The sequence below is a fragment of the Streptomyces sp. NPDC048257 genome, assembly GCF_043201855.1.
Lineage (GTDB): Bacteria > Actinomycetota > Actinomycetes > Streptomycetales > Streptomycetaceae > Streptomyces.
In genome coordinates this window covers 132,227-158,679 of record NZ_JBICZI010000006.1, presented here as the reverse complement: position 1 = coordinate 158,679, position 26,453 = coordinate 132,227, and the positions used below count along the sequence as shown (strand labels likewise).

22 protein-coding genes and 2 tRNA genes are annotated in these 26,453 nt (G+C 69.7%); 3 read left to right on the top strand and 21 right to left on the bottom strand.

What is annotated here, in order from left to right:
- Positions 1-31 precede the first annotated feature (31 nt).
- The 10 genes from ACGFZK_RS16040 to ACGFZK_RS15995 are packed head-to-tail and all read right to left on the bottom strand — an operon-like array spanning position 32 to position 10,707.
- The gene (locus ACGFZK_RS16040; RefSeq protein WP_393849479.1) at positions 32-1,294 is read right to left on the bottom strand and encodes an ATP-grasp domain-containing protein; all 1,263 of its coding nucleotides are present in this window, start codon (positions 1,292-1,294) and stop codon (positions 32-34) included.
- Between the two features lie 5 nt (positions 1,295-1,299).
- On the bottom strand, positions 1,300-1,803 hold the full coding sequence (locus tag ACGFZK_RS16035) for a YbaK/EbsC family protein (RefSeq protein ID WP_393849478.1): 504 nt from the start codon (positions 1,801-1,803) through the stop codon (positions 1,300-1,302).
- Positions 1,803-3,593: an ABC transporter substrate-binding protein gene (locus tag ACGFZK_RS16030; RefSeq protein WP_393849477.1), complete on the bottom strand. Its 1,791-nt coding sequence runs from the start codon at positions 3,591-3,593 to the stop codon at positions 1,803-1,805. The genes ACGFZK_RS16035 and ACGFZK_RS16030 overlap by 1 nt, the downstream gene beginning before the upstream one ends.
- The gene (locus ACGFZK_RS16025) at positions 3,590-3,925 is read right to left on the bottom strand and encodes a hypothetical protein (protein WP_393849476.1); all 336 of its coding nucleotides are present in this window, start codon (positions 3,923-3,925) and stop codon (positions 3,590-3,592) included. The genes ACGFZK_RS16030 and ACGFZK_RS16025 overlap by 4 nt, the downstream gene beginning before the upstream one ends.
- Positions 3,922-4,746, bottom strand: a complete 825-nt coding sequence (gene ddaH / locus ACGFZK_RS16020) for a dimethylargininase (protein ID WP_393849475.1) — start codon at positions 4,744-4,746, stop codon at positions 3,922-3,924. The genes ACGFZK_RS16025 and ddaH (ACGFZK_RS16020) overlap by 4 nt, the downstream gene beginning before the upstream one ends.
- Positions 4,739-5,992 (bottom strand): ATP-grasp domain-containing protein, encoded by a 1,254-nt coding sequence (locus tag ACGFZK_RS16015; RefSeq protein WP_393849474.1) that lies wholly within the window; start codon positions 5,990-5,992, stop codon positions 4,739-4,741. Before ACGFZK_RS16015 ends, ddaH (ACGFZK_RS16020) begins: the two co-directional genes overlap by 8 nt.
- 15 nt (positions 5,993-6,007) lie before the next feature.
- On the bottom strand, positions 6,008-7,342 hold the full coding sequence (locus ACGFZK_RS16010; protein ID WP_393849473.1) for an MFS transporter: 1,335 nt from the start codon (positions 7,340-7,342) through the stop codon (positions 6,008-6,010).
- A 15-nt stretch (positions 7,343-7,357) separates the two neighbouring features.
- A complete protein-coding gene (locus ACGFZK_RS16005) occupies positions 7,358-8,977 on the bottom strand; it encodes a class I tRNA ligase family protein (RefSeq protein ID WP_393849472.1) in 1,620 nt (539 codons plus the stop codon).
- Positions 8,974-9,342 carry a cupin domain-containing protein gene (locus tag ACGFZK_RS16000; protein WP_393849471.1) on the bottom strand — a complete coding sequence of 123 codons (369 nt, stop codon included), beginning with the start codon at positions 9,340-9,342 and terminating at the stop codon, positions 8,974-8,976. Before ACGFZK_RS16000 ends, ACGFZK_RS16005 begins: the two co-directional genes overlap by 4 nt.
- 54 nt (positions 9,343-9,396) lie before the next feature.
- Positions 9,397-10,707, bottom strand: a complete 1,311-nt coding sequence (locus ACGFZK_RS15995) for a SidA/IucD/PvdA family monooxygenase (RefSeq protein WP_393849470.1) — start codon at positions 10,705-10,707, stop codon at positions 9,397-9,399.
- A 317-nt stretch (positions 10,708-11,024) separates the two neighbouring features.
- Here ACGFZK_RS15995 and ddaH (ACGFZK_RS15990) point away from each other — a divergent pair, with 317 nt between their 5' ends.
- Positions 11,025-11,891 (top strand): dimethylargininase, encoded by an 867-nt coding sequence (ddaH, locus tag ACGFZK_RS15990; RefSeq protein ID WP_393849469.1) that lies wholly within the window; start codon positions 11,025-11,027, stop codon positions 11,889-11,891.
- 342 nt (positions 11,892-12,233) lie between these two features.
- Here the strand turns inward: ddaH (ACGFZK_RS15990) and ACGFZK_RS15985 are convergent.
- Positions 12,234-12,306: transfer RNA gene (locus tag ACGFZK_RS15985), tRNA-Ala, on the bottom strand.
- Between the two features lie 162 nt (positions 12,307-12,468).
- On the opposite strand from ACGFZK_RS15985, the gene ACGFZK_RS15980 reads away from it, so the two are divergent.
- Both ACGFZK_RS15980 and ACGFZK_RS15975 read left to right on the top strand, forming a co-directional pair.
- Entirely contained in the window at positions 12,469-13,017 is a 549-nt protein-coding gene (locus ACGFZK_RS15980; protein WP_030012999.1) for a transcriptional regulator, read from the top strand.
- A 44-nt stretch (positions 13,018-13,061) separates the two neighbouring features.
- A complete protein-coding gene (locus tag ACGFZK_RS15975; protein WP_393849468.1) occupies positions 13,062-14,321 on the top strand; it encodes a protein kinase in 1,260 nt (419 codons plus the stop codon).
- A gap of 21 nt (positions 14,322-14,342) precedes the next feature.
- Here the strand turns inward: ACGFZK_RS15975 and ACGFZK_RS15970 are convergent, their stop codons facing one another.
- From ACGFZK_RS15970 to dnaN, 10 genes are all read right to left on the bottom strand, one after another.
- The gene (locus ACGFZK_RS15970) at positions 14,343-15,662 is read right to left on the bottom strand and encodes a hypothetical protein (protein WP_393849467.1); all 1,320 of its coding nucleotides are present in this window, start codon (positions 15,660-15,662) and stop codon (positions 14,343-14,345) included.
- A gap of 113 nt (positions 15,663-15,775) precedes the next feature.
- Positions 15,776-15,910: a DLW-39 family protein gene (locus tag ACGFZK_RS15965; protein WP_208809277.1), complete on the bottom strand. Its 135-nt coding sequence runs from the start codon at positions 15,908-15,910 to the stop codon at positions 15,776-15,778.
- Positions 15,911-16,054: 144 nt separating this feature from the next.
- A tRNA-Ile gene (locus tag ACGFZK_RS15960) sits at positions 16,055-16,128 on the bottom strand.
- Between the two features lie 118 nt (positions 16,129-16,246).
- Complete coding sequence (locus ACGFZK_RS15955; protein WP_393849466.1) at positions 16,247-16,795, bottom strand: DUF3566 domain-containing protein; 549 nt, start codon at positions 16,793-16,795, stop codon at positions 16,247-16,249.
- 87 nt (positions 16,796-16,882) lie between these two features.
- Entirely contained in the window at positions 16,883-19,510 is a 2,628-nt protein-coding gene (gene gyrA, locus ACGFZK_RS15950) for a DNA gyrase subunit A (protein ID WP_393849465.1), read from the bottom strand.
- Positions 19,511-19,553: 43 nt separating this feature from the next.
- Positions 19,554-21,575, bottom strand: a complete 2,022-nt coding sequence (gene gyrB, locus ACGFZK_RS15945; protein WP_393849611.1) for a DNA topoisomerase (ATP-hydrolyzing) subunit B — start codon at positions 21,573-21,575, stop codon at positions 19,554-19,556.
- A 322-nt stretch (positions 21,576-21,897) separates the two neighbouring features.
- Entirely contained in the window at positions 21,898-22,431 is a 534-nt protein-coding gene (locus ACGFZK_RS15940; protein ID WP_393849464.1) for a DUF721 domain-containing protein, read from the bottom strand.
- Positions 22,428-23,564 carry a DNA replication/repair protein RecF gene (gene recF, locus ACGFZK_RS15935; protein WP_393849463.1) on the bottom strand — a complete coding sequence of 379 codons (1,137 nt, stop codon included), beginning with the start codon at positions 23,562-23,564 and terminating at the stop codon, positions 22,428-22,430. Before recF ends, ACGFZK_RS15940 begins: the two co-directional genes overlap by 4 nt.
- Positions 23,565-23,629: 65 nt before the next feature.
- The gene (gnd, locus tag ACGFZK_RS15930; RefSeq protein WP_393849462.1) at positions 23,630-24,505 is read right to left on the bottom strand and encodes a phosphogluconate dehydrogenase (NAD(+)-dependent, decarboxylating); all 876 of its coding nucleotides are present in this window, start codon (positions 24,503-24,505) and stop codon (positions 23,630-23,632) included.
- Positions 24,506-24,695: 190 nt separating this feature from the next.
- Complete coding sequence (dnaN, locus tag ACGFZK_RS15925; RefSeq protein ID WP_393849461.1) at positions 24,696-25,826, bottom strand: DNA polymerase III subunit beta; 1,131 nt, start codon at positions 25,824-25,826, stop codon at positions 24,696-24,698.
- Positions 25,827-26,453 lie beyond the last annotated feature (627 nt).

The window sequence follows — 26,453 nt, the reverse complement described above, 5'->3', positions numbered from 1 at the left end:
ACCTCCCTTCAGTTTTCGTTGGGCCGACGGGTCAGCTGTCGAGGACGATCGTGGTCAGTGCGGCCGCCTTGGCGAGGGACTCCTCGCAGCCCGGGAAGTCCTCACCGGCGCAGATCAGGTTGGCGTACCGGCTGAGATAGCCCTCGGGCGGCAGCAGCAGCGAGGCCCCGGGCGCCACCATCACGTTCGCCTCCAGCAACCCGGGTACGTCCCGAAGGGCCGGTACGTCGACGGAACGGACCGTGCCGTTCTCCGGCGGGTACAGGAAGCGGATCCCCACGGTGCGGGACTCGGTCGGGGTCCATTCGGGACGGACGCCGGCGGCCACTTCCGCGGCCAGCTCCCCGGGCTGCACGCCGGTGGCGAGGCTGCCGAGGTAGGGGATGAGGTCGCCGCCGAGACGGGCGTTCACCTCGATGATCACCGGGCCGCGGGGGGTGAGCTTCACCTCCGTGTGCGTGATCCCGTAGCCGATGCCCAGTTCCCGGTGCGCGTCCCGGAGGATGCCCAGCAGTTCCTCGTCGGCGAGCAGCGGGTCGGTGGCGCTGACCACGTGCCCGGTCTCCTCGAAGTAGGGCGCCAGGCCCACTTCCTTGTGCGCGAGGAAGAGCGGGGTCCAGGCGCCGTCGAAGACCACTCCGTCGATGCTGATCTCGGGGCCCATGACGCACTCCTCGACCAGCACCCCGCCCTCGTAGTCGCTGTTCCCGCCGCGGCTGGCGGTGTCCGCGACCTCGAAGGCCGCGCGGACCCCGTCCGCGTCGTCGACCCGGATGACGCCGATGCTCGCGCCCATGCCGCGGGGCTTGAGAACGACCGGGTAGCCGAAGGAGTCTGCCGTGGCGAGGGCTTCGCCGGCGTCGGTCACGTAGGCGAAGTGCGGCTGGGGCAGCCCGGCGGCGGTGAGCAGCTGCCGGGTGTTGTGCTTGTTGCGGCAGTTGTCGGCGCCCCGGGAGGTCAGTCCGGGCAGTCCGAGCCGCTCGGCTATGAGCGCGGTGGTCACCACGAGCGTCTCGTCGTAGCTGAACACGCCCACCACGCGGTGCTCGGCGGCCACCGCCTCGGCGGCCTCGATCAGTCCCTCCGTGTCGGGCACCAGGCGCTCGCGGTCGAGCAGTTCCACCGTGGTGGAGCCGAGTACGTACTCCTGCTGCCAGGTCGGCTCCGCAGCGTCCAGGATCCAGATCGGGCGGCGCCGGGAGGCGCCGGCGAGCAGGTACTCGCGGTAGGCGCGCTGTCCGCTGCCGACCAGGATCACCACGCCGTCATCGGTCGTGTTCGCGTCGTCAGTCATCTTCGTCACCTCGCGGAGTGGGTCAGGACCCGGTCCCCGGCCGTCGCGATCGCCGCGAGCTGCGGCTGGGCGATGGCCAGGTAGTCGGGGGTGGACAGGGCCACGGAGCGGTCCAGGCGGGCCGCGTTGAAATAGATCTCTTCGGTGAGGATCAGGCCCTCGTCGACGACGAGGTGCAGATCGGGGTGGAAGCTGAGCGGCATCACCGTGCCGCAGACGCTGCCGGCCAGGCGCTCGGCGATCTCGGGTGTGGCGAACGCCGTCCGCCCGCCGCCGAACAGCGCGCCGACCGCCTCTAGGTCGACCTGCCGGTCACCGGGCACCACGGCGAGCACGTACTTGCCGACCCGCTTGGTGATGCTCACGCGGACGACGATGCACTTGGCGGCCTGGTCCAGCGCGTGGCCGCGCAGGACGCTCGCCAGGTCCGTCCGGCCCTCGGCCGGGTGGTCGATCAGCCGGTAGCGGGCCATGTTGCCGTCGAGGAGGTCGATCAACTGCTGGTACATCAGAGCTCCTCGCCGACGTAGTGCCAGTCCTCGGGATTGATCAGTCCGAAGGGGTTGATCGGAGCCACGCCCTTCAGGTTGTTGGCCACTTCCAGGAGACGGAAGGGGAAGTTGGGCATCCAGATGACCGGGACCTGCTGCGCCATGTAGTCCTGGTAGGCGTACAGGTCCTCCAGGTCGTCGCTGACGACGGTGCGGGCGATCAGCTCGTCCGCCTTCGGGTCGCTGTAGCTGCCGAAGTTCACCGAGGAGCCGGACGAGTAGAGCGCCTCGCCGGTCGGGTAGAAGCCGGGACCGTAACCCCAGCCGCCGTTCCAGTCGCTGAACTCCCACAGGCAGGGGCTGTCGGGGCCCGGGGTGCAGGTGGTGTCCTCCAGGACCAGGACGCTCGCCTCGACCTCGCTCAGCACGATCTCGATGCCGGCCTCGGCGGCGTCGGCGGCGAACTTGCGCATGACCTCGGTCAGCGTCTCGTGGCCCTTGGCGTACCGCATCGAGAACCGCAGCGGGGTGCCGGCCGGGATGCCCTCGCCCGCCTCTCCGGGACCGGTGCCCTCACGGACGCAGACGCCCGGGGTGGAGCTGATGTCCCAGCCGTTCGAGGTCAGGAAGGCGCGGGCCCTCTCGACGTCGAAGGGGTACGGGTCCTCGTGCGCGGCGGGCGAGAGCAGCGGGCTGTCCGGCAGGGCCGGGATCGGCCCGGTGGTCGGGTAGCCGTAGCCCTTGTAGACGTCGCGGATGGCGCCCCGGGAGTCGAGGCAGGACTGCAGTGCCTGGCGGAAGTAGAGCTGCTTGAAGATCTTTCCGGCGACCGTGGGGTTGTTGAAGTTGATCGGGAAGTAATGGATTTTGTAAGTGAGCTGGGGGACCAGGTCGTAGTGCTCGCCGAGCGGGTTGGGTCCGCCGAGCAGCGGGTCCTCGGCCGGCTCGGTGACCTCGTCGAAGGGCAGGAAGCCGATCTGCACGCCGTCGAGCGCCTCGGGGCCGCGGCGGAGCATCTCGTACTGCTCGGTGTCCGATCCGGTGGGCACCAGCCGGAACTCGTCCAGGTAGGGCTTGTTGGGGCCGGAGTAGGTCTCGTTCGGTACCAGGACGGCATCGCCAAAGACCCCGTCGATCGTGTAACTGCTCAGCTTCCAGGGACCGTTGACCACGCTCCAGACGGGGCTGGTGTCCCAGCTCTTGCGTTCGTCGTTGCAGGCCCGCAGGTAGGCGTAGACCGCGGAGGCCTGGGACGGGTCGTGGGTGGCGTCGGCCGGCCGGTCGTCGCCGGTGCGGTCCCAGGCCCTGGGCAGCGGGGTGATGGTGCTGAACTGGTTCATCAGCACCCAGTTGTGCGAGTAGGCGCGGTCGAAGGTGAAGCTGACCTTGTCCTCGGCGACCTTCTCGTAGCCGGCCAGGTTGTCCGGGAAGAAGCCAGGCGTGTACCCGCCGAAGCTGTCCTTCTCGGCCTCCAGGAGGTGCATCCACAGCATCACGTTGTCGGCGTTGACGGTCTCGCCGTTCGACCACTTGTAGGGCTTGACCGTGATCGTCGCCGTCCGGCCGTCCTCGCTCCACTGCGGGGGCTCGGCGAGGCTGCGCTCGTAGTCGACCGTCGGCTGGCCGCCGGTGCCGTACCAGTACAGAGGCCGGTACATCAGCGTCTGGAACTCGTGCAGGTTGGCCACCCCGTAGTACTCGCCCGGGGTGAAGGGGAAGATGAAGACCGGGCTGAAGCCGCTGGTGCAGGCCCAGGTCACGCTGCCCCCGCGGAGCGGGGTGGCGGGCGGGGTGGTGGGCGGGGTCATCTCGGTACCTCCTCCAGTGCGGATTCGCCGCTGTCCGAATGTGCTCCGTAGCGCTCCCAGCGCTCGTTGAGCCGGATCCGTCCGTCGTCCAGGAACTCGGGGGTGCTCCAGCACCGCCCGGCGACCACCTCGCCGTCGGCGAGGACCATCGTGTAGGCGAACTCCAGGTTCCCGTCGGGCTCCACGCGTCCGTTCAGCGAGCCCCTGCGGACGGGGCCCCCGTCGAAGTCGGCCCAGAGCAGGTCGCCTTCCTGCCGGTAGTGGCCGACGGGGGCGTCCTCGTCGGACCGGTACCCGGTGTTGCGGAAACTTCTGCCGTCGTAGTCGATCACCGGTGTCGTATCTCCTGAGTGATGCACTTGACCGCGCCACCGGCCTTCATCAGTTCGGACATGTCCACGCCGTGCGGCTCGAACCCGCGCTCGCGCAGCTCGTCGATCAGGTGGGTCGCGGTCTCCGTCACCACCACGTTCAGTCCGTCGCTCACCGCGTTCAGGCCGAAGGCGTCGGCGTCCTGGCGGGTGGCGAGGATCGCGTCCGGGTACAGCTCCCGCAGCGCCTCCTGACTCTCCTCGGAGAAGGCGGCGGGGTAGTACGCCACCAGGTCCTCGTCGAGGACGAACAGCGCGGTGTCCAGGTGGTAGAAGCGGGGGTCGGTCAGGGTCAGGCCGACCACCGGAAGGCCGAAGAACTCGCGGAGCTCCTCGTGCGCGCCGGGTTCGCTGCGGAATCCCGCGCCGGCCAGGATCCGCCGGCCGGCCGGGGCGAAGTCGCCCTCGCCCTCGTTGACGTACTGCGGGAGGCGGACCTCGGTGTGGCCCTGGTCCTCGAACCAGGCCCGGTAGGCGTCGGCCTCGGCCGCCCGCTCCTGGTGGCGGAACTTCGCGACCAGCACCTTGCCGTCGACCACGGTGGCTCCGTTGGCGGAGAACACCATGTCCGGCAGGCCCGGTACCGGGTCGATGTAGGAGACCTCGTGCCCGAACCCGAGGTAGAGGTCCCGGATCCGCTCCCACTGGGCCAGCGCCAGGCCGGCGTCCATCGGCTTGTCGGGGTTCATCCACGGGTTGATCGCGTAGGTCACCTCGAAGTGGGTCGGCCGGCACATCAGGTAGTGCCGCTTGGTGGCCGTGCGCCGCGGGGTCTCAGCCATGCTCCGGCCTCATCTCGGTGCGGATGCGGCCGGCCGCGATGTGCGCGGTGGTCAGCGCCTCCGTCAGGGAGGTACCGGTGGCGCCGATGAAACCGAGGATGTTGTTGCCCGCCGGCGGGCGCTTGATGACGGTCCCCGCCGTGGCGGTGATCTTGAGGAAGAACAGCGCGGAGTCCTCGGCGACCTCGGTCGGCACCTCGATGGACTCGACCGTTCCCGCCCCGCTGATCAGGCACATCGCGGCGGTGTGCACGTCCGTCGGCGAGTAGTGCGAGACGTCGGGCCGGATGCCGCGCGCCACGTCCGACACGCACTGGATGGGGTCGTGGCCGGCGCTGATCCGCGCCATGTGGTCGAGTCCGCCGCCGCCGGGACGGATCGCGATCTCCAGGATGAAGGGCTTGCCCTGGTGGAAGCGCACCTCGGCGTGCAGGACGGACCGGCGCAGCCCCTGGGCGTGGGCCGCGTCCCGGACCACCTCGTGGACCGCGGCGATCTGCTCGGGGGTCAGGGAGCTCGGCGCGTGGTGGACGTCGTCGTCGAAGGTCCCGCTCTCGACGGTGATCCGGTCCACGATCGAGCCGAGGTAGACCTCGTCGTCCCAGGCCAGGGCCTCGATGAGGTGCTCGTGGCCGTCGAGGTAGCCCTCGACGATGATCCCGTTCGGGCCGAGGTCCAGTCCGTCGGCCTCCATCAGGGCCCAGGTCATGGTCTCGATGCCCGAGGTGGCGTCCGCGAAGCGGGCCCGCATCTCCTCGGGGTCGTCGACCTTGAACACGAAGTTGCTGGCGGCGCCCAGGGTGGGCTTGAGGATCAGCGGGTACCCGAGGGCCTCACCGGCCGCCAGGGCGGCCTCGACGTCGGGGGCGTACCGGAAACCGGGGTGCGCCGCGCTGCCCCGCTCGTGGGCCTGGCGCATCAGCAGCTTGTTGCGGCTGGTGCGGGCGGCTTCGAAGCCGATGCTCGGCAGTCCGAGCGCCTCGGCGACGACCGCCACCGTGACGACCCCGGACTCCGAGAAGGTCAGGACCCCCTCGAACTCCTCCTCCGCGTGCCAGACCTTGGCGGCCGTGACGATGTCCTCGATCTGCTTGGAGCCGGCTATGCGGTACCGGTCCGCGTCCCAGAAGTCCTCGGTGCCTATGCCGTTGAGGACGTGGACCTCGGCCCCGAGGGCCTCGATCTGCTGGTAGCGCGAAACGTAGTAGGTGGCGTTCTGGCTGGCTTCGATCGCGAGCAGCTTCATCTGTGCCGGCCCCCCTCAGACCTTGGCCGGGACGGCTTCGGCCGGGACGGCCTCGGCGACGGGCTCGGTGACGGTCTTGGCGACGGGCTCGGCGACGGGCTCGGCGACGGGCTCGGACACGATCTCGGCGGCGGCGGCCTCGGCGGCGGCGACCTCACGGTCGTGCTTGCGGAGCGAGATGACGGTGAGGGTGGCGATGACGACGACCAGGGCGGAGAGGGCGTAGAAGCCGTTCTTCACGTTGGTGGAGTCGACGAGGAGCGAGATCAGGACGACGGCGGCGGTGCCGGCGGCGAGGCCGAAGGCGTTGGTGGCGCCGAACACGAAGCCCGTCTTCTCCTCGGGCGCCGCGCTCATCAGGGCGGTACGGGCCGAGATGCGGGCCACGCAGAAGGCGATGGCGGCGAAGGGGATGACGGCCATCATCGCGTAGAGGTGGATGGACTCCATGGACAGGAGCACCGCGAAGGCGATGTAGCCGATCAGGGCCGTCTTCAGCACGGTGGCCTTGGAACTGATCTTCTTGAAGGCCCAGGCCGCGAACAGGGCGCCGATGCCGAACAGGGCGTCCACGATGCCGAGGTAGCCGGCGTTGGACTTGAAGCCCTCGATCACCAGGACCAGCATGATGCTGTTGCCGACGATGATCACGATGTTGCCGATGATGTAGAGCAGCGCGAGGCGGGCCAGCGGCGGGCGGGAGGCGGCCAGGCGGGCGGCGGCGGCCGACGCGGCCTTGGCCGCGGCCTCGGTGACGGCCTGGCCTGCCGGGCGGCGGCCGATGAAGAAGAGCAGGACGGCGGAGAGCAGGAACGTGATCGCGTTGAAGTAGAAGAGCGACGTGGTGCCGACCCAGACGATCACCCAGCCGCCGAGGGCCGCCGAGGCGAGCGTGCCGGCCTGGATGGCGATCTCGGCGTTGCCGTTGAACTGGGCGAGCCGGGACTCCGGGATGCGCTCCTTGATCAGGGCGTTGCTGGCCGGGAAGAAGAGAGCCGCGGAGATCGACAGGACGAAGCTGGCGACGTAGCTGACGGTCGAGGGGTTGCCGCCGAGGGCCAGCCAGACCGGCAGGGCGATCGCGGCGGCCGCGCTGGCCAGGTCGGAGATCATCGCCAGGGTACGGCGGTCGAAGCGGTCGGCGAGCTTGCCGAAGAAGAGGGACAGGGCCACCTGCGGGATGGTGACGGCGATCATCAGCCAGCTGACCGCGAGCATGGTGTTGGCCTCGGTGAAGACCAGGTACGAGGCGGCGGTGAGCTGGATGCCGTTGCCCAGGTTGGTGATGAAGGTCGCGGGGATGAGCAGTCGTTCTGCCCGATTGGAACGGGGCGGGGCGATCGTGGACACAGTGCTCCTCGGAGGTCAGGCTCGGATGTCGGCCGGCTCGGCCACGGGCGCGAACGCCCCGACCGCGGTGGACAGGAGGGGGAGTCGCAGCGGGGCGACGGGCTCGGCCGCGAAGGCGCCGGCCGGAAGGGTCAGGTCGGCCCCGGCCCGCTCGGCACGGGCCGCGAGGTCGACGAGCAGCGGGGCGGCGCACGCGGTCAGCGTCCGGACGGCGAGGACCAGGTCACCGAGGTCGCTCGGAACGTCCACGGCGACGCGGTCCGCCTGCCCGAGCAACCGGTCGAGGTGCACGACGATCAGGTCCGCTGCCCGGTGGAGGCTGAAGCTCTCCAGCTCGTAGTGGGAGCGGAACCGCTCGACGACGATCCCCGCCTGCTCGGCACCGGTCGCGGAGACCGGCAGCCGCGCGTCCGCCGGGATACCGGCGAGCATCTCGTCCAGCCGGCCCGCGAGCCGGTTCCACGGCTCGACCAGTCGGGAGCTCGACAGGCTGTCGAGCGCCTCACGGCTGAAGTTCGTACGGGAGTGCTCCGGCGCCGTCAGCGCCAGGTAGAAGCGCACCAGGTCGCGCGGTACCTCGGCCACCAGATCGGCGGCCCAGACCACGTGGCCCTTACTCGTGGAGAACTTCTGGTTCTCCAGTTCGTAGAACTCGTTCGACACGATGGCGTGCGGCTCGACGTACCGGTCGCCGTGCGCCATCAGCAGGGCCAGGTGCGTCATTCCCCAGAAGTAGACGTTGTCGAATCCGAGGAAGTACACGAGGTCGATGCCGTGCTCGGACAGCCAGTGCTCGTCGAACCGGTCGGCGTGCTCGCCGAGCTGCTCGGCCGCGTACCAGGTGCAGTACATCGAGGCGGCCATGCCCTCGGCCCAGGCGTTGAGGACCTGCCCCGGCGTCTCGGTGAACGGCGCCGGGATGCCCCACGCGGTGGGATAGGTGATCGGGAAGTCCGGCAGCGGCCGGTCGAGCGCCTCCCGGATGAGCTGCGCGGTGTGCGGCCGCAGCACGTCCCGGTGCCTGACGTAGTAGTCGGCGAGGCGGTCCCGGTACTCCTCCATCGGCAGGACGAGGATCTGCGTCTCGCGGTGCGTGACCACGGCGGCCGGGTCGACGGTGGAGCGGGGCCGCAGCAGTTCGTCGAAGTTGTTGGGGTGTCCGCAGGACTCGCAGAGTCCGCCACGGCTCTCGACCAGGCACACCGGGCAGTCGCCGGCGACCAGACCCTCCATCAGGTACTCGCCGGTGGCCTCGACGTACGGCAGCAGCACCGTCTTCAGGCGGAAGGCGCCGTCGCTGTGGAGGTCGGTGACGAAGTCGATGACGGTCTGCTTGTAGCCCTTGTCGAAGGGGGCGAAGCCGTCCACGGATATGCCGGCCGCCTCGAGGGTGGCGCGGATCTGCGTCGCGGAGCGCAGGGCCAGCTCCTCCGGGGTCAGACCGGCGCGGGCGGCGCTGGCCACCACGTAGGTCTGGCTGTCGTCGGTGCCGCTGGTGAAGACCACCGGCCGGTCCGACGCCCGCAGGTAGCGTGCGTACACGTCGCCCGCCAGGTACGGGCCCGCCAGGTGCCCGGTGTGCAGGTCGCCGTTCGGGGTCGGCGGGGGCGCGATGATGACCGTACGGCGTGTCATGCCTGGGCTCCTTCGTGGCGAGCTGCGAACCGCTGTGTCATGTCGAGGTCCCACCAGACGCTGTACATCTCGAAGTCCGCGTCGGACTCGTTGATCACCCGGTGCTCGGAGCCCGGGGTGAAGTGGACGATGTCCCCGGTCACGAAGGGCTTGCGGACGCCCTCCGACTCCAGGACGGCGGAGCCGGCGACGGCGATGAAGATCTCGTATTCGTGGTGGGCGTGGGCCGTCGATGCGGTGCCGGGCCGGATCACGCACCAGGACCCCTCGAAGGGGGCGTTGAGCTCGGGCCAGGGCAGCAGTCGCTGGGCGTCCAGGCCGTTCTCGTGCGTGAGTCCTTCGCGGTCGAGTTGCTTGGTGAGCATGTGGGTCGGTCTCTCCTCGTCAGGCGGGTGCGGCTCGTGAGGGGTGCGCGGGGCTCAGACCGCGCCGGCGAACGCGAGCTCTCGCAGGGCCGGGACCTCCACGGATCGGGCCCGGCGGTGCGCGAGGATGTCCTCGGTGATCTCGGCGGAGCGGCCCGCGAGGACGCTGAGCAGCGAGTCGGCGATGCCGTGGGTGGCCTCGTTGACGCCCTGCAGGTAGCAGGCGGCGGTCGCCGGGCGGCCCAGGTCGAGCCGGTAGTGACGGCTCACGTTGATCTCCTCGAGACCGATCGACTCCGCGAGGGCCTTGACCGCCCACGGCATCTCGCGGACGAAGCCGGTGCCCAGGAGCACCAGGTCCGTACGCATCTCCCGCTCGGCTCCCGACTTGCGGTCGACGAGGGTGAGGACGACCTCGTCGCCGTCCATGCGGGCGCCGGTGACGTCCGTCATGGGGTGCAGCGCCAGACGCTCCTGGCCGGAGCGGCGGTCCTGGTAGAACTGCCGGTACAGGCCGTCGAGGGTGGCGGGGGAGAGACCGCCGTAGTTGGAGCGGTACATCTCGCCGAGCAGCTGCTCGCGGGCGTCCGGCGACGAGCCGTAGAACTCGTCGATGAAGGACGTGTAGTAGAGCTCGTTGGTGAACTTGCTGCTCTCGTAACCGTTCAGGCCGATGGACCGCATGATCATCGTCGGCTTGCACTCGGGCAGGTCGCGCAGCGCGGCGCCGAACAGCTCGGCCGCGCTCTGCGCGCCGCCGATCACCGCGACGCGGTGCGGCAGGTCGGCCCGCACGCCGGCTATGCGCTGCGTGTACTGGGTGCTGTGGATGACGCGCTCGGCGGGCAGACCGTCGAACACGGCGGGGACGTGGGCGTCGCGGCCGGCGCCGATCACGAGGTAGCGGCAGCCGATGGTGTCGCCGTCGGCCAGGGTGACCAGCCAGCCGGAGAGCTCGCCGTCGTCGCCCGTCACCGCCTCGACGCCGGCGCATTCGCGGCCGTATTCGACCTGCACCGTCTCGAGCTCATTGGCGACCCACTGCAGGTACTCGGATATCTCGCTGCGGTAGGGAACAAAACTCGCCAGGTTGACGAAGGCGTCGAGGCGTTCCTGCGAGTGCAGGAAATTGACGAAGGAAAAGCGGCTGCACGGATTGCGCATGGTGACCAGGTCCTTGAGGAAGGAAACCTGGCTGAGTGCGTCGGGCAGCAGCATCCCGCGCTGCCACACGATGTCCTGCTCGCGCTCGATCAGCAGGGTGTCACCGGCCAGCTCGGGTGCGAGCTCCTCGACGGCGACCGCCAGCGCCAGGTTCGCCGGGCCTGCGCCGACTGCGAGCAGTTCGACATTGCGATGCGCCATGGAAGTACCTCCAGATGGAACAGGTGGACAGTTCGTACGGTCAGGCAGGACGGTTCGCGTCCTTGCGTTGCCTCCCGGGTGATGACCACATTCCACGGCAGCGCCCGATTGCCCGGAAGGCGAGCAGGGCACGGACAATCAACTCGGCCGGGACCCCGGCGGGCGGGTTGATTGGCCGGTGTCCAAAGCGGCTTCCGGTCAATGCGGGGCACGTTTTCCATGGGCCCACGTGATCAGTTGCGTCACACGCATCCGGCTGGCCGAACCATCCCTCGGGCAGTCGGGCTTCCATCGAAACCCCATGAGAAGGAGCCCTCGTGCCGCTCACCGACTCCATCACCCCTGCCGGCGCGCTCTACCGTTCCGAGAGCCCCACACGGGTCGCCACGCGCCGCCGTCTGCTGATGTGCCGGCCCCGGCACTACGACGTCACGTATTCGATCAACCCGTGGATGAACCCGCAGCACGCCACGGACAACGCGCTCGCCGTCAGCCAGTGGGAGGGTCTGCGTGACCTGTACCTCGAACTCGGCCACGTGGTCGAGGAGATAGATCCGATCGAGGGCCTGCCCGACATGGTCTTCGCGGCCAACGGCGCCACCGTGGTCGACGGCAAGGTCTTCGGTGCCCGGTTCCGGCACGCGGAGCGCACCGCCGAGGGTCCCGCGTACCTGCGGTGGCTGGAGGGCCGCGGCTACACGGACACGCTGTGGCCCGAGTTCGTCAACGAGGGCGAGGGCGACATCCTCACCGTCGGCCGCCGCCTGCTGGCCGGTACCGGCTTCCGCACGGACCCGCGTTCACACGCGGAGGCGCAGGAGTTCTTCGGCCTGCCGGTCACCTCGCTGACCCTGGTGAACCCGGAGTACTACCACCTGGACACCGCGCTCTCCGTGCTGTCGGAGGACGAGGTCATGTACTACCCGGCCGCCTTCTCCCAGGGCAGCCAGGCCGTACTGCGCGCCATGTTCCCCACGGCGATCCTGGCCGGCGCCGAGGACGCGGCCGTCTTCGGTCTCAACGCCTTCTCCGACGGCCGCCACGTTCTCCTGCCCGCCGCGGCCACGGGCCTGCACGCCAAGCTGCGGGCCCGCGGCTTCGAGCCGATCGGGGTCGAGCTGTCCGAGCTGCTCAAGGCCGGCGGCAGCGTCAAGTGCTGCACGCTGGAACTGCGCGACCGCTGAGCGCGGTCGCGGTGTACGGACCGGTCCTCGCGACCGTGCTCGGCAGCCGCATCGAGGACGGCATCGGCGACCACGCCGGCGCCTCGCAGGCGGACCGGGTCGCCGGCCGGGCGGCGGGCGGCCTTCGCCCGGTCCTACGACTCCGCGTTCCACACCGTCGTGTGGGGACTCACCGCGGTCCGCGTCGTGCTGTGCGCCGTGGTCGCCACCCTGCTGCGCCCGCCGGCTCCGCCAGGACAGCCTCCTGACGGGCCGTCCGGCGAACCATGACGTTTCGACCACCCGGCACGAAAAAAATGCCCTCCGAGACTGCGTTTCCGCAGGTCGGAGGGCATTTCTATGTGGAGCCTAGGAGATTCGAACTCCTGACATCTGCCTTGCAAAGGCAGCGCTCTACCAACTGAGCTAAGGCCCCATGGAAGTGGACGCACCCGTCCCGTGCGGGAGGTGTGGTCGTTCCGCAGAACAGAGTACCGGGTGTACCCCCTCATCTCGCAAAATGATAGGGACTCCCGCGGTGCGACCACTCTCCGTAAGATGCTCGCGAGGTTCGCACCAGCGAAGGGGAGTAGTAAGAGTGGACGCAGTACAACAAGAGGCCACGGCCAGAGCCAGAGAGCTTCAGCGCAGTTGGTACGGGGAGCCGCTGGGGGCGCTCTTCCGCCGGCTCATAGATGACCTCGGCTTGAACCAGGCCCGCCTCGCTGCCGTCCTCGGACTGTCGGCGCCCATGCTGTCCCAGCTGATGAGCGGCCAGCGCGCCAAGATCGGGAACCCGGCCGTGGTCCAGCGCGTCCAGGCCCTCCAGGATCTCGCCGGCCAGGTGGCCGACGGCAGCGTCAGCGCGGGGGAGGCCACCGACCGGATGGACGAGATCAAGAAGACCCAGGGAGGCTCCGTCCTCAGCAACAGCGGCCAGACCACCACCAGCTCCGGCGCACCGACGGTCAAGCGGGTCGTCCGCGAGATCCAATCGCTGCTGCGCTCGGTCTCCGCGGCCGGCGACATCATCGACGCGGCGAACACCCTCGCCCCCAGCCACCCGGAACTGGCAGAGTTCCTCCGGGTGTACGGCGCGGGCCGCACCGCCGATGCGGTCGCCCACTACGAGGCCCACCAAAACTGACACGCACGAGGGCGGACGACGGGTGACGGGGGACGGGCACAGCGATGGGTGAGGTCTTCGCCGGTCGGTACGAGCTGATCGATCCGATCGGACGCGGTGGCGCGGGCGCCGTATGGCGGGCGTGGGACCACCGCCGTCGCCGCTACGTCGCGGCGAAGGTCCTCCTGCAGAGCGACGCCCACACGCTCCTGCGGTTCGTACGGGAGCAGGCGCTGCGGATCGACCATCCGCACGTACTGGCTCCCGCCAGCTGGGCGGCCGACGACGACAAGGTCCTCTTCACCATGGACCTGGTCGGCGGCGGCTCGCTCGGCCACGTGATCGGGGACTACGGGCCCCTGCCGCCCCGCTTCGTGTGCACCCTGCTCGACCAGCTCCTGTCGGGGCTGGCGGCGGTGCACGCGGAGGGCGTGGTGCACCGCGACATCAAGCCGGCCAACATCCTGATGGAGGCCACCGGAACCGGGCGGCCGCACCTGCGGCTGTCCGACTTCGGCATCTCCATGCGCAAGGGCGAGCCCCGGCTGACCGAGACCAACTACGTGGTCGGCACACCGGGCTATTTCGCCCCCGAACAACTCCTGGGCGCCGAACCGGACTTCCCCGCGGACCTCTTCGCAGCCGGACTGGTCGCCCTGTACCTCCTCCAGGGCCGCAAGCCCGATTCCCAAGCCCTGGTCGAGCACTTCCTCGCCCATGGCACCCCGGGCGCTCCCGAAGGCGTTCCCGCCCCGCTCTGGGACGTCCTCGCCGGTCTCCTGCAGCCGGACCCCCAGAGCCGCTTCCGGACGGCCACGGGGGCGCGCAAGGCCCTTGCCGAGGCCGTGGAGCTGCTGCCGCCGCCCGCCCCGGACGAGGACCCGGTGGAGGTGTTCGACCAACTCGGCCCGCTGCCGCCCGGATTCGGTCCGCAGGGCCCGCTGGGCACCGCCTCGGTGGCCCCGCAGGCGCCCGCCGTGGCCACTGTGGATCCGGGGGCCTCCGCCTCCGTGACGGTGGCCGCGGAGCCCACCCGTACCGATCCGCGCGGCACGGCCCGGACGGCGTCGATGGCCCCGCCCGCACCGGTCCCGGCGGCCCCGGCCACCCCCGCCGTCCCGGCCCGGGTGCCCGGGTACGGGCCCTCGGAGACGGGCAGCTTCCACCTGCCGCCGCCGACCACACCGGTGCCCGCGGCCCCCGCCGGGCCGCCGGTCCGGGCGGGCGGCGGGATCGCCCCGCCCCCGGCGAAGGTGGTGGCCTCGCTCCTCGCCGCGGCGCTGGTCTGCTTCGCGGTGGGCGTCTGGGCCCTCACACAGCTCTAGGGGCTCGTCCCGTAGGGGGACTCACCCAGCGGCCGCAGCCCCGCGCCCCCGCCGCCCGAGGAGCATCCAGCTGCCCAGCACCAGCAGCAGGGCCGTACCGGCGCCGAAGCCGGCGACCGCCACGACCCGCATCGTCGAGTGCCGCTCGGCCGCCTCGGCCGCCTCCGGGGCGGTGAGCCCCTCCTTCGCGGCGGCCCGGTCCTCCTCGCCCACCCCGAAGTCACCCGCGGCCGGACTCGCCTTGTACGCGGGCGCCTTGGCCGGCTTGCCGGCGACCTCCAGGCGCAGGGTCAGCGGCACGGGCGCCGCGTCCTCGGTGAACTCGGCGACCTTCGAGCCCATGGTCACCGCGATGTAGTACCAGCCCGCGAGGGACACCGGCTGCACGGTCCGGTCACTGGCGAAACGGTTCTCGTAGGCGACGGGAGGGGTCTTCGTCAGGGTGACCCCGGCCTGCTTGCCGTCGTACGAGGTGTCCTTGTCGGCGATCAGGCTCCGGTACGGGCTGTAGAGCGAGACGGTGAGCCCGCCCGAGGCCGAACCGTAGGTCTTGGTCATCGTGGCGGCGGACAGCTCGGCGCCGAGGCCCAGCTGCTGCCCCCAGTCCAGCGGGACCCGGTAGAAGACGGTCTGGCCGGCCCGCACCTCGTCGCGCCACACCCCGGCACCCAGCGCGCGGGCGTCGTTGAAGCCGGTGCCGCCCGTACGGGGCACCGCCTCGATCCCGGGCAGGGAGGGGGAACCCGACGGCCAGACGCTGGGCGCGGTGGTGGGGACGCCCGCGCCGCGGCCGGGCTCCTGCTGGACCTTGATCTCCAGTGGCCACGGGCTCTGGTCGTAGCCCTTGGCCGACGTACGGGTGACCTTGGCGTAGTAGACGCCCGCGGCCGCGCACTCCCGGTCCTCGGCGCCCCACCGGACGCCGGCCGCGCCGATCGGGTACGCGTCGTAGCCGAAGTTCGCCCGGCCGGTGCTGCCCGGGCAGGAGCTCCCGGCGGTGGTCATGATCTCCACCTCGACGCCGTCGCCGCCGGACACCTTCGCACCCGCCGCGGGGCGGACCACGGCGGAGACGTAGACGTTGGACTCGTCCTTGCCGAGGACGAGCCGGTACAAGCGCTCCCCCGGCTCGATCCGGTCCTGGTAGACGCTGCCGGGGTCGATCTGCGGGGCGTCCGCCGTGGAGGGCTTGCCCTCGATCTCCTTGGCGCCGTCCGCGGGCCGGTACGCCGGGAGGGGCCCGGGCGCGGACCCCTCGGCGTACGCGACCCCCGGCAGGCCCACCACGAGGCCCAGGGCCGCCGCCCACACTGTCGTCCGTACCCGACCCACCACGCCCACCCCGAGTTTGCTAGCGCAAGCCAAATCTTTGCATAACGGAAGTTTTCGTCACAGAACAGCACAAAGCCCCGGCCGCAGCGGCAGCCGGGGCTTCATGCGATCAGCCTTGGGTCTCACACACCGGAACCAGAGGGCACGGAGTCAGTTGCCTCCGTCCACAGGTCCTGCTCGGCGCGGTCCGCCTGGATCTGGCGGTACACGAGGAGCCCGCCGATGGCGGCCAGTGCGACCAGGAGCAGCTTCTTCACCGCGCGACCTCGTCTTTCGTTGACGTAGGGGACTTCTGGCGCCCAACAATACACACCGACCGATACCGATCGGTGACCTCCCGGCCCCGCAACTGGCCCAACGACAAAGACCCCCAGGCCTTGGCCTGGGGGTCTTCGACACTGTGGGGCTAACAGGATTTGAACCTGTGGCCTCATCCTTATCAGGGATGCGCTCTAACCAACTGAGCTATAGCCCCATCCGCGCTGCGCGCTGACTCCTGAAGATTAGCGCACAGACCCGGTCAGGCCAAAATCCGTTGCCCAGAGGCGTCTGCGCAGGTCATCCGACCCGTCGCGGGCGCTTCGCCGGAGGACCTACTCGTCCTCGGCGAGCGTCAGCTCCACACCGCCGACGAAGCCCGCCGACAGGTTGTAGATGAACGCGCCCAGCGTCGCCAGTGCCGTCGCCAGCACCACGTCGATCACCGCGATGACCGAAGTGAAGATCAGAACGCGCGGCAGCGACAGGAACGACTGGAGGTCGAAGCCGTTGCCCTCGTTCGAGCCGGTGGCCTCGCTGATCGTGCCGCCGACGGTCGAGAAGACGCCCATCGCGTCCATGACCATCCACAGCACCACCGACGCCACGATCGTGCAGATGCCGAGCGCGATCGACAGCAGGAAGCTGACCTTCATGACCGACCACGGGTCGGCCTTGGCCACCCGCAGCCGTGCCTTGCGCGTGCGGGGGGCCGTACGGACCCCCGGGCGCGGCTTGCGCTGCGCGCCCGCTCCCGTACCGCCCCGCGGCGTCCCCGGGCCCGAGGGCGCCGCGTAGGCCTGCGGCGGGTGGTACGGCTGTGCGGGCTTGTCCTGGCCGGCGTCGGCGTCGACCGCCGGCTGCGGTCCTCGGGTGTCCGTCACGGTTCCCCCCTGGGAGTCCGCGGCGGGGCCACGGGCACCGTTCGCTCCAGTCTTGGCCGGTCCGGCGCCCGTGGCTCCACTCACGACTTACTCCTCGTGCTCCCCGGCCGAAGGCTGCGTGCCCTCGGCGGCCTCGATGGCCTGTCCGTCGGCCACCTCGGTGTCGTTCTCGTCGGCCTCGACCTCGTCAGCTTCCTGACCGGCCTCGGCGTTGCGGGCGATACCGACCACGGCATCGCGCTTCCCCAGGTTGATCAGCTGGACGCCCATGGTGTCACGGCCGGTCTCCCTGACTTCGTTGACGCGCGTACGAATCACACCTCCGCCGAGCGTGATGGCGAGAATCTCGTCCGTCTCGTCCACCACGAGCGCCCCGACGAGCGATCCGCGGTCCTCCACGATCTTGGCGGCCTTGATACCCAGACCGCCACGGCCCTGGACGCGGTACTCGTCGACCGGCGTCCGCTTGGCGTAGCCGCCGTCGGTCGCGGTGAAGACGAACGTACCCGGCCTCACCACGTTCATGGAGAGCAGTTCGTCACCTTCGCGGAAACTCATGCCCTTTACGCCCGATGTCGCGCGGCCCATCGGGCGCAGCGCGTCGTCGGTCGCCGTGAAGCGGATCGACTGCGCCTTCTTGCTGATCAGCAGCAGGTCGTCCTCGGCGGACACCAGCTCCGCGCCGATCAGCTCGTCGGCAGTGCCGTCGGCGCCGTCGGCGCCCGTCTCCCGCAGGTTGATGGCGATCACGCCACCCGAACGGGGCGAATCGTAGTCCTTGAGCGCCGTCTTCTTCACCAGGCCGCCCTTGGTGGCCAGGATCAGGTACGGCGCCGCCTCGTAGTCGCGGATCGCGAGGATCTGGGCGATCTTCTCGTCCGGCTGGAAGGCCAGCAGGTTCGCCACGTGCTGCCCGCGGGCGTCGCGGCCGGCGTCCGGCAGCTCGTACGCCTTGGAGCGGTAGACCCGGCCCTTGTTCGTGAAGAACAGCAGCCAGTGGTGCGTGGTGGAGACGAAGAAGTGGTCGACCAGGTCGTCCTGCTTCAGCTTGGTGCCGCGCACGCCCTTGCCGCCGCGCTTCTGCGAGCGGTAGTCCTCGGTCTTGGTGCGCTTGACGTAGCCGCCGTGCGTGATCGTGACGACGATGTCCTCTTCGGCGATCAGGTCCTCGATGGACATGTCACCGTCGAAGGGCACCAGCTTGGAACGCCGGTCGTCGCCGAACTTCTCGACGATCGCCGCCAGTTCCTCGCTGACGATGGAGCGCTGACGCTCCTCCGAGGCCAGGATGGCGTTGTACTCGTTGATCTTCGACTGGAGCTCGTCGTGCTCGGCGACGATCTTCTGGCGCTCCAGGGCCGCGAGGCGGCGCAGCTGCATCTCCAGGATCGCGTTCGCCTGGATCTCGTCGATCTCCAGGAGGCCCATCAGGCCCTCGCGCGCGATCTCGACCGTGTTGCTGCGCCGGATCAGCGCGATGACCTCGTCGATCGCGTCCAGCGCCTTGAGCAGACCGCGCAGGATGTGGGCGCGCTCCTCCGCCTTGCGCAGGCGGAACTTCGTACGCCGGACGATGACCTCGATCTCGTGCGTCACCCAGTGGCGGATGAACGCGTCGATCGACAGCGTGCGCGGCACGCCGTCCACCAGCGCGAGCATGTTCGCGCCGAAGTTCGTCTGCAGCTCGGTGTGCTTGTACAGGTTGTTCAGCACGACCTTGGCGACGGCGTCGCGCTTGAGGACGATCACCAGGCGCTGGCCGGTCCGCGAGGAGGTCTCGTCACGGACGTCGGCGATGCCGCCGACCTTGCCGTCCTTGACCAGGTCCGCGATCTTCTGCGCGAGGTTGTCGGGGTTGGTCTGGTACGGGAGCTCGGTGACCACCAGGCACTGGCGGTTCTGGATCTCCTCGACCTCCACCACCGCGCGCATCGTGATGGAGCCGCGACCGGTCCGGTACGCCTCCTCGATGCCCTTGCGGCCCACGACCAGCGCGCCCGACGGGAAGTCGGGGCCCTTGATCCGCTCGATGAGCGCGTCCTGGAGCTCCTCGTGCGAGGCCTGCGGGTGCTCCAGCGCCCACTGGGCGCCGGCCGCGACCTCGCGGAGGTTGTGCGGCGGGATGTTCGTCGCCATGCCGACCGCGATGCCGGCGCTGCCGTTGACCAGCAGGTTCGGGAAGCGCGCCGGCAGGACGGTGGGCTCCTGGTTGCGGCCGTCGTAGTTGTCCTGGAAGTCGACGGTCTCCTCGTCGATGTCCCGGAGCATCTCCATGGCCTGCGGCATGAGCTTGCACTCGGTGTAGCGCATCGCGGCCGCCGGGTCGTTGCCCGGGGAGCCGAAGTTGCCGTTGCTGTCGACCAGCGGCATGCGCATCGACCACGGCTGGGCCAGGCGGACCAGCGCGTCGTAGATCGAGCTGTCACCGTGCGGGTGGTACGTACCCATGACGTCGCCGACGACACGGGCGCACTTGTAGAAGCCCTTCTCGGGCCGGTAGCCGCCGTCGTACATCGCGTACAGCACGCGGCGGTGCACCGGCTTGAGCCCGTCGCGTACGTCCGGCAGGGCGCGCGAGACGATGACGGACATCGCGTAGTCGAGGTAGGAGCGCTGCATCTCCGTCTCGAGCCCGACGGGCTCGATGCGCATCACGGGCTGCTCCTCCGCGGCGTTCTCGGCGTTCTTTGCGGGTTGGGTGGTTTCGTCGGCCATTGCTGGTCAGAAGTCCTTTCAGGCGGCGGTCAGCGGAGCCGACTCAGATGTCGAGGAAGCGGACGTCCTTGGCGTTGCGCTGGATGAAGGAGCGCCGGGCTTCGACGTCCTCACCCATCAGCACCGAGAACAGGTCGTCGGCCTGCGCCGCGTCGTCCAGCGTGACCTGGCCCAGCACACGGTGGTCCACGTCCATCGTGGTGACGCGCAGTTCCTCGGCGTTCATCTCGCCCAGACCCTTGAAGCGCTGGATCGAGTCTTCCTTGATCCGCTTGCCGTTCTGCTTGCCGAGCTCCACCAGCGCATCGCGCTCGCGGTCCGAGTACGCGTACTCGAAGTCGTCCCGGCCCCACTTGATCTTGTAGAGGGGCGGGCGCGACAGGTACACGTGACCGGCCTCGACCAGCGGCCGCATGAAGCGGAAGAGGAAGGTCAGCAGCAGGGTGTTGATGTGCTGGCCGTCGACGTCGGCGTCCGCCATCAGGATGATCTTGTGATAGCGGAGCTTCTCGATGTCGAAGTCCTCGTGCACACCGGTACCGAAGGCACTGATCAGCGCCTGGACCTCGGTGTTCTGGAGGATCTTGTCGATCCGGGCCTTCTCGACGTTCAGGATCTTGCCGCGGATCGGCAGGATGGCCTGGTACATCGGGTTGCGGCCGGACTTCGCGGAGCCGCCGGCCGAGTCACCCTCGACGATGAAGATCTCGCACTTGGTCGGGTCGTTCGACTGGCAGTCGGACAGCTTGCCCGGCAGCGAGGCGCTCTCCAGCAGACCCTTGCGACGGGTGAGGTCACGGGCCTTACGGGCCGCGACGCGCGCCGTGGCCGCCTGGATCGACTTGCGGATGATGTCCGCGGCCTCGACCGGGTTGCGGTCGAACCAGTCGTTCAGGTGCTCGTGCACGACCTTCTGCACGAAGGTCTTGGCCTCCGTGTTGCCCAGCTTGGTCTTCGTCTGGCCCTCGAACTGCGGCTCGCCCAGCTTCACCGAGATGATCGCCGTCAGACCCTCGCGGACGTCCTCGCCGGCGAGGTTGTCGTCCTTCTCGCGCAGCAGCTTCTTCTCGCGCGCGTACCGGTTGACCAGGCCCGTCAGCGCCGCACGGAAGCCCTCCTCGTGCGTACCGCCCTCGTGCGTGTGGATCGTGTTCGCGAAGGAGTAGACCCCCTCCGTGTACTGCGAGTTCCACTGCATCGCGATCTCGACCGAGAGCATCCGCTCCTTGTCCTCGGCCTCTACGTCGATGACGGTCGGGTGGATGAGCTCACCCTTGCGCGAGTTGAGGTACTTCACGAAGTCGACGATGCCGCCCTCGTAGTGGTACTTCACCGTGCGCGCCACGGGCTCCGCCGCGTCCGCGTCGGGGTCGTCCGCACCGACGGTCGCCTTCGCCGATTCACGCTCGTCGGTCAGCGTCAGGGTGAGGCCCTTGTTGAGGAAGGCCATCTCCTGGAAGCGCCGCGACAGCGTCTCGAAGGAGTACTCGGTCGTCTCGAAGATGTCGCCGTCGGCCCAGAAGGTGACCGAGGTGCCCGTCTCGGCGGTCTCCTCGTTCTTGGCCAGCGGGGCCGTCGGCACGCCCAGCTTGTAGTCCTGGGTCCAGCGGTGGCCGTCCGTCTTGACCTCGACCGCGACCTTCGTCGACAGGGCGTTCACGACGGACACACCGACACCGTGCAGACCACCGGAGACGGCGTAGCCGCCACCGCCGAACTTGCCGCCCGCGTGCAGGACCGTCAGGACGACCTCAAGGGCGGGCTTGCCCTCGGACGGCACGATGCCGACCGGGATGCCGCGGCCGTTGTCCACCACGCGCACCCCGCCGTCGGCGAGGATCGTCACGTCGATCGTGTCCGCGTGCCCTGCCAGCGCCTCGTCGACCGAGTTGTCGACCACCTCGTAGACGAGGTGGTGCAGACCACGCTCACCCGTCGAGCCGATGTACATACCCGGCCGCTTGCGGACCGCGTCCAGGCCCTCGAGGACCTGGATCGCACTGGCGTCGTAATTCTTCTCGTTGGAGTCGCCGGAATCGGCCACGAAGCGCCCTCTCTGGCACAGCGCAGCCCGTACCCCGGACCAGCGAGTGCACCGGCGGGAGCGGCCGCGTCGATCTGCGTTGTCTGCGTGATCCCGCGAAAGGGCGGGATTCTCGTTCAGTCTACCGGTACCACTGACATGAATGGGGGTTTGCCGGTACCTGAGTCCGCATGTGCCGCCCTGAACCTCCTCTCTCCGACTCCCCACATCCGGGAAGGGGCTCAAAGAGGCTCACACGGGCATCCAGCCCTTCGGGCTGTCAAGCTCCGACTACCGTGAGGGACGCCACCACGAACAGCCCCGCCGACGCTTGAGGCGCGGGGTCCGGGGCCGCATGGACCCGTCAGCCGTAGGTGTCGCCCGGGCCCTTGCTCCCCGGCGCCCGCCACGGCCCGTACCCCTTGGGCCGCCCGCCGGGACCCTGCACCTTGATCATCCGCACCGTGCCCTGCCCCAGATCCGCGTTCAGCCGCGCCACCAGCTGCGGAGCCAGCAGCTTCAGCTGCGCCGCCCACGCCGACGAATCGCAGCGCACGACCAGTTCACGGTCCTCGTAGCGTTCCGGTTCACAGTGGGCCGCGATCTCCGGGCCGACGATCTCCGGCCAGCGCTCCATCACGCCCGCCACCGCCATCGGCATCTCCCAGCCGCGCTCCGTGCGCAGCCGGTCCAGCGCCGCCATCAACGGCATCGGGTCCCGGCCGTCCGCGCGGGCTCCCGAGCGCAGCCCGGGCTGCTGGCGCCGCTTGCCGCCGGCCGCGTTGCCCCGGGCGCGCGCCTGCTCACGCGCCGCCGCGAGGGCCTGGCGCGCGAGGTCCACCCCGGAGACCTCCGGGGGCCTGCGACCCTCCTGCGGGTCCTTGCCGTGCTCGTTCACAGCCGGGTCACCTCACCACCGGACACCCCGAACCGCGTTCCCGCCAGCACCCCCGGGACGTCGTCGTCGACCGCCGCCGTCACCAGGACCTGCTCGCCCGGCGCCACCAGCTCCGCCAGCCGCTCCCGGCGCCGCGCGTCCAGCTCCGCGAACACGTCGTCCAGGATCAGCACCGGCTCGCTGCCCTCCGAGCGCAGCAGCTCGTACGAGGCCAGGCGCAGGGCCAGCGCGTACGACCACGACTCCCCGTGGCTCGCGTACCCCTTCGCGGGCAGTTCCCCCAGCCGCAGCAGCACGTCGTCGCGGTGCGGGCCCACCAGGGTCACACCGCGCTCGATCTCCTGCTTGCGTACGTCGGCCAGGGCGGTCAGGAGCACCTCGTAGAGGTCCTCGCGGGTGCGGGCGGCCCCGCCGTCCACCGGCTCGCCGGCCGAGGAGCGGTACGCCAGCCCGAGCGGGCCGCCGCCGGGTGCGAGCTGCTCGTAGGCCTTGTCGGCCAGCGGCAGCAGCGTCGCGATCAGGTCCAGCCGCTGCGCCAGCAGCTCCGCGCCCGCGCGCGCGAGGTGCTGGTCCCACACGTCGAGGGTGGACAGGTCCAGGGAGCGCCCGCCGTGCCGGCGGGCCATCGCCGCGGACTTCAGCAGGGTGTTGCGCTGCTTGAGCACCCGCTCGTAGTCGGAGCGGACCGCGGCCATCCGCGGCGAGCGCGCCGTGACCAGCTCGTCCAGGAACCGGCGCCGCTCGCCCGGGTCGCCCTTGACCAGGGCCAGGTCCTCCGGCGCGAACAGCACCGTCCGTATGATCCCCAGCACGTCCCGCGGCCTGACCTGCGAGGAACGGTTGATCCGGGCCCGGTTCGCCCGCCCGGGATTGAGCTCCAGCTCCACCAGCTGCCGGCGCTCGCCCTGGGTGACGGCCGCGCGGATGACCGCCCGGTCCGCGCCCATGCGCACGAGCGGGGCGTCCGAGGAGACCCGGTGGCTGCCGAGGGTCGCGAGATAGCCGATGGCCTCGACGAGGTTGGTCTTGCCCTGGCCGTTGGGGCCCACGAAAGCGGTGACGCCCGGGGCGAGGGGAACCTCGGCCCGGGCGTACGAGCGGAAGTCGGCCAATGAGAGATGCGAAACGTGCATACGGCGCCGACCTCCCCCGGCTTCCAACTGCTCGATGTGCTGCTGTGGTGCTGCGCTGCGAAGCGCTAGATCTTCTCGACCGCGTGGCCGCCGAACTGGTTGCGCAGCGCGGCGATCATCTTCATCTGCGGGGAGTCGTCCTGCCGAGACGCGAAGCGCGCGAACAGCGACGCGGTGATCGCGGGCAGCGGTACGGCGTGGTCGATCGCGGCCTCCACCGTCCAGCGTCCCTCACCGGAGTCCTGCGCGAAGCCGCGCAGCTGCTCCAGGTGCTCGTCCTGGTCGAGGGCGTTCACGGCCAGGTCCAGCAGCCAGGAGCGGATGACGGTGCCCTCCTGCCAGGAGCGGAAGACCTCGCGGACGTCGGTGACCGAGTCCACCTTCTCCAGGAGCTCCCAGCCCTCGGCGTAGGCCTGCATCATGGCGTACTCGATGCCGTTGTGGACCATCTTCGCGAAGTGGCCCGCGCCGACCTTGCCGGCGTGCACGGCGCCGAACTCGCCCTCGGGCTTGAGGGCGTCGAAGACCGGCTGCACCCGGGCGACGTGGTCCTTCTCGCCGCCGTACATGAGCGCGTAGCCGTTCTCCAGGCCCCACACGCCGCCGGAGACGCCGCAGTCGACGAAGCCGATGCCCTTGGCCGCCAGCTCCGCCGCGTGCTTCTCGTCGTCGGTCCAGCGCGAGTTGCCGCCGTCGACGACGATGTCGCCGATCGAGAGCAGCTCCGCGAGCTCGTCGACGGTGGACTGCGTCGCCGCACCTGCCGGGACCATCACCCACACGACGCGGGGGGCCTGCAGGCTGTCCACAAGTTCCCGCAGGCTGTGGACATCGGCAAGGTCCGGGTTGCGGTCGTATCCGATGACGTCGTGGCCTGCGCGGCGGATGCGCTCGCGCATGTTGCCGCCCATCTTGCCGAGACCGACGAGACCAAGCTCCATCAGGTGGTTCCTTAAGCGTTGTGGCCGTCTTTGCCGGGGTGCCCGTGGATCCCGGGGACACCCCAGGCCCCGAGCCTACGCCGGGGCACGCCGCCCGGCTTCACGGGGCGCGCGCGGCCGCGCAGGTGTTCCCGCAACGTGGTCAGGCCCGGTCTCGCGGACCGCGAAACCGGGCCTGACCTGCGAAGAATCAACCGGAGAGGCGCACCGGCATGATCAGGTACTTGTAGGTCTCGTCCGCTTCCGCGTCGATCGCCGGGCGGCCGCTGAGCAGCGCGGGCTTGGTCGACGTGGTGAAGCTGAGCTGGGCGACCGGGGAGGCGATCGCGCTCAGGCCGTCCAGCAGGAAGGTCGGGTTGAAGGCGATCGAGATGTCGTCGCCGTCCAGCTGGGCGTCGACCCTTTCCACAGCCTGTGCGTCGTCGGAGGAGCCGGCCTCCAGGATCAGCACGCCCTTCTCGAAGCTGAGGCGGACCGGGGTGTTGCGCTCGGCCACCAGGGCCACGCGCTTGACCGCCTCGACGAAGGGCGCGGTCTCGATCACGGCGATCGAGTTGAACTCCGTCGGGAACAGCGTCCGGTACTTGGGCAGGTCGCCCTCGAGCAGCCGGGTGGTGGTGCGGCGGCCGGCGCCCTCGAAACCGATCAGGCCCTCGCCCGCACCGGAGCCGGACAGCGCCAGGGTCACGGTGTCACCGCTGGTCAGCGAGTTGGCGATCTCCTGGAGCGTCTTGGCGGGCACCAGGGCCACGGCCGAGGCGTCCGGGTTCTCCGGCTTCCACAGGAACTCGCGGACCGCGAAGCGGTAGCGGTCGGTGGAGGCCAGGGTGACGCGGTCGCCCTCGATCTCGATGCGGACACCGGTCAGCACCGGAAGCGTGTCGTCACGGCCGGCGGCGGTGGCCACCTGCTTGGCGGCGGAGGCGAAGACCTCGCCGGCGACGGTGCCGGTCGCGGTCGGCATCTGCGGCAGTGCCGGGTACTCCTCCACAGGCAGGGTGTGGAGTGTGAATCGCGAGGAGCCGCAGACCACGGTCGCCCGTACACCGTCTGTGGAAATCTCCACCGGGCGGTTGGGGAGGGCGCGGCAGATGTCCGCGAGCAGCCGGCCGGAGACCAGGACGGTGCCGTCCTCCTCGACGTCCGCCTCGACGGAGACCCGGGCCGAGACCTCGTAGTCGAAGCCGGAGAGGCTCAGCTTGCCCTCCTCGGCCTTCAGCAGCAGGCCCGCGAGAACGGGCACCGGCGGCCGGGCCGGGAGGCTACGGGCGGCCCAAGCCACCGCCTCCGCCAGTACGTCGCGCTCCACCCGGATCTTCACCGGAACCGCCTCCTGCTGTTGCTCGCTCGTCTGCCGGCCTTCGTCGTCGGCTCGTCGATGCCTCGACCGATGCCGGGGACCAGTCTGACGTACGGCGCCGACAGTCCGTGCGGCTGGCGGTCAAGTCGGGAGCGAGGCGTCGGGGCGGGCGATCGACGAGTTGTGCACAGGACCCGCTTGAAAACCGAAACCGGCCTAACTCTCTATGGGGGTAGTAGTAGGGCCTGTGGAAACGGTGGATAACCCCGTTTTCCCAGGTCAACCCCGGTTTTTTATCCACCGACCCTGTGGGTGACACCGGTGGACAACCCCGTGTGTCTGTGGAGAACAAAAAGTTCTGCACAGGCTGTCCCCAGGTGACCCCGGTTACTCCACAGGTGTGTCCCCAGCTTTCCCCCGGTACTCCACAACCCAAACGTCTACCTCCGTGTGACCGCTTTCACTCCGGGCGGTGAGAGGGGGTGGTGTGTTGCCGAACAGTGGACAAGGCTGTGGAGAAGACAGCGGATCCTGTGCACAGGAGGTGGAAACCTGTGGGCCGACGGTGGACAACGTCGTGGACAGCGCTGTGGACGAAATATTTGTCCACAGCCTGTGGATGACGTTTGTGCACAATTCCACAGGGGC

Coding starts and splice junctions, on each gene's coding strand:
- ACGFZK_RS15995 (WP_393849470.1), bottom strand. CDS start 10,707: ATGGCGCATCGCAATGTCGAACTGCTCGCAGTCGGCGCAGGCCCGGCG.
- ACGFZK_RS16005 (WP_393849472.1), bottom strand. CDS start 8,977: ATGACACGCCGTACGGTCATCATCGCGCCCCCGCCGACCCCGAACGGC.
- ACGFZK_RS16000 (WP_393849471.1), bottom strand. CDS start 9,342: ATGCTCACCAAGCAACTCGACCGCGAAGGACTCACGCACGAGAACGGC.
- ACGFZK_RS16015 (WP_393849474.1), bottom strand. CDS start 5,992: ATGAAGCTGCTCGCGATCGAAGCCAGCCAGAACGCCACCTACTACGTT.
- ACGFZK_RS16040 (WP_393849479.1), bottom strand. CDS start 1,294: ATGACTGACGACGCGAACACGACCGATGACGGCGTGGTGATCCTGGTC.
- gnd (WP_393849462.1), bottom strand. CDS start 24,505: ATGGAGCTTGGTCTCGTCGGTCTCGGCAAGATGGGCGGCAACATGCGC.
- gyrA (WP_393849465.1), bottom strand. CDS start 19,510: ATGGCCGACGAAACCACCCAACCCGCAAAGAACGCCGAGAACGCCGCG.
- ddaH (WP_393849475.1), bottom strand. CDS start 4,746: ATGGCTGAGACCCCGCGGCGCACGGCCACCAAGCGGCACTACCTGATG.
- recF (WP_393849463.1), bottom strand. CDS start 23,564: ATGCACGTTTCGCATCTCTCATTGGCCGACTTCCGCTCGTACGCCCGG.
- ACGFZK_RS16035 (WP_393849478.1), bottom strand. CDS start 1,803: ATGTACCAGCAGTTGATCGACCTCCTCGACGGCAACATGGCCCGCTAC.
- ACGFZK_RS15975 (WP_393849468.1), top strand. CDS start 13,062: ATGGGTGAGGTCTTCGCCGGTCGGTACGAGCTGATCGATCCGATCGGA.
- ACGFZK_RS16030 (WP_393849477.1), bottom strand. CDS start 3,593: ATGACCCCGCCCACCACCCCGCCCGCCACCCCGCTCCGCGGGGGCAGC.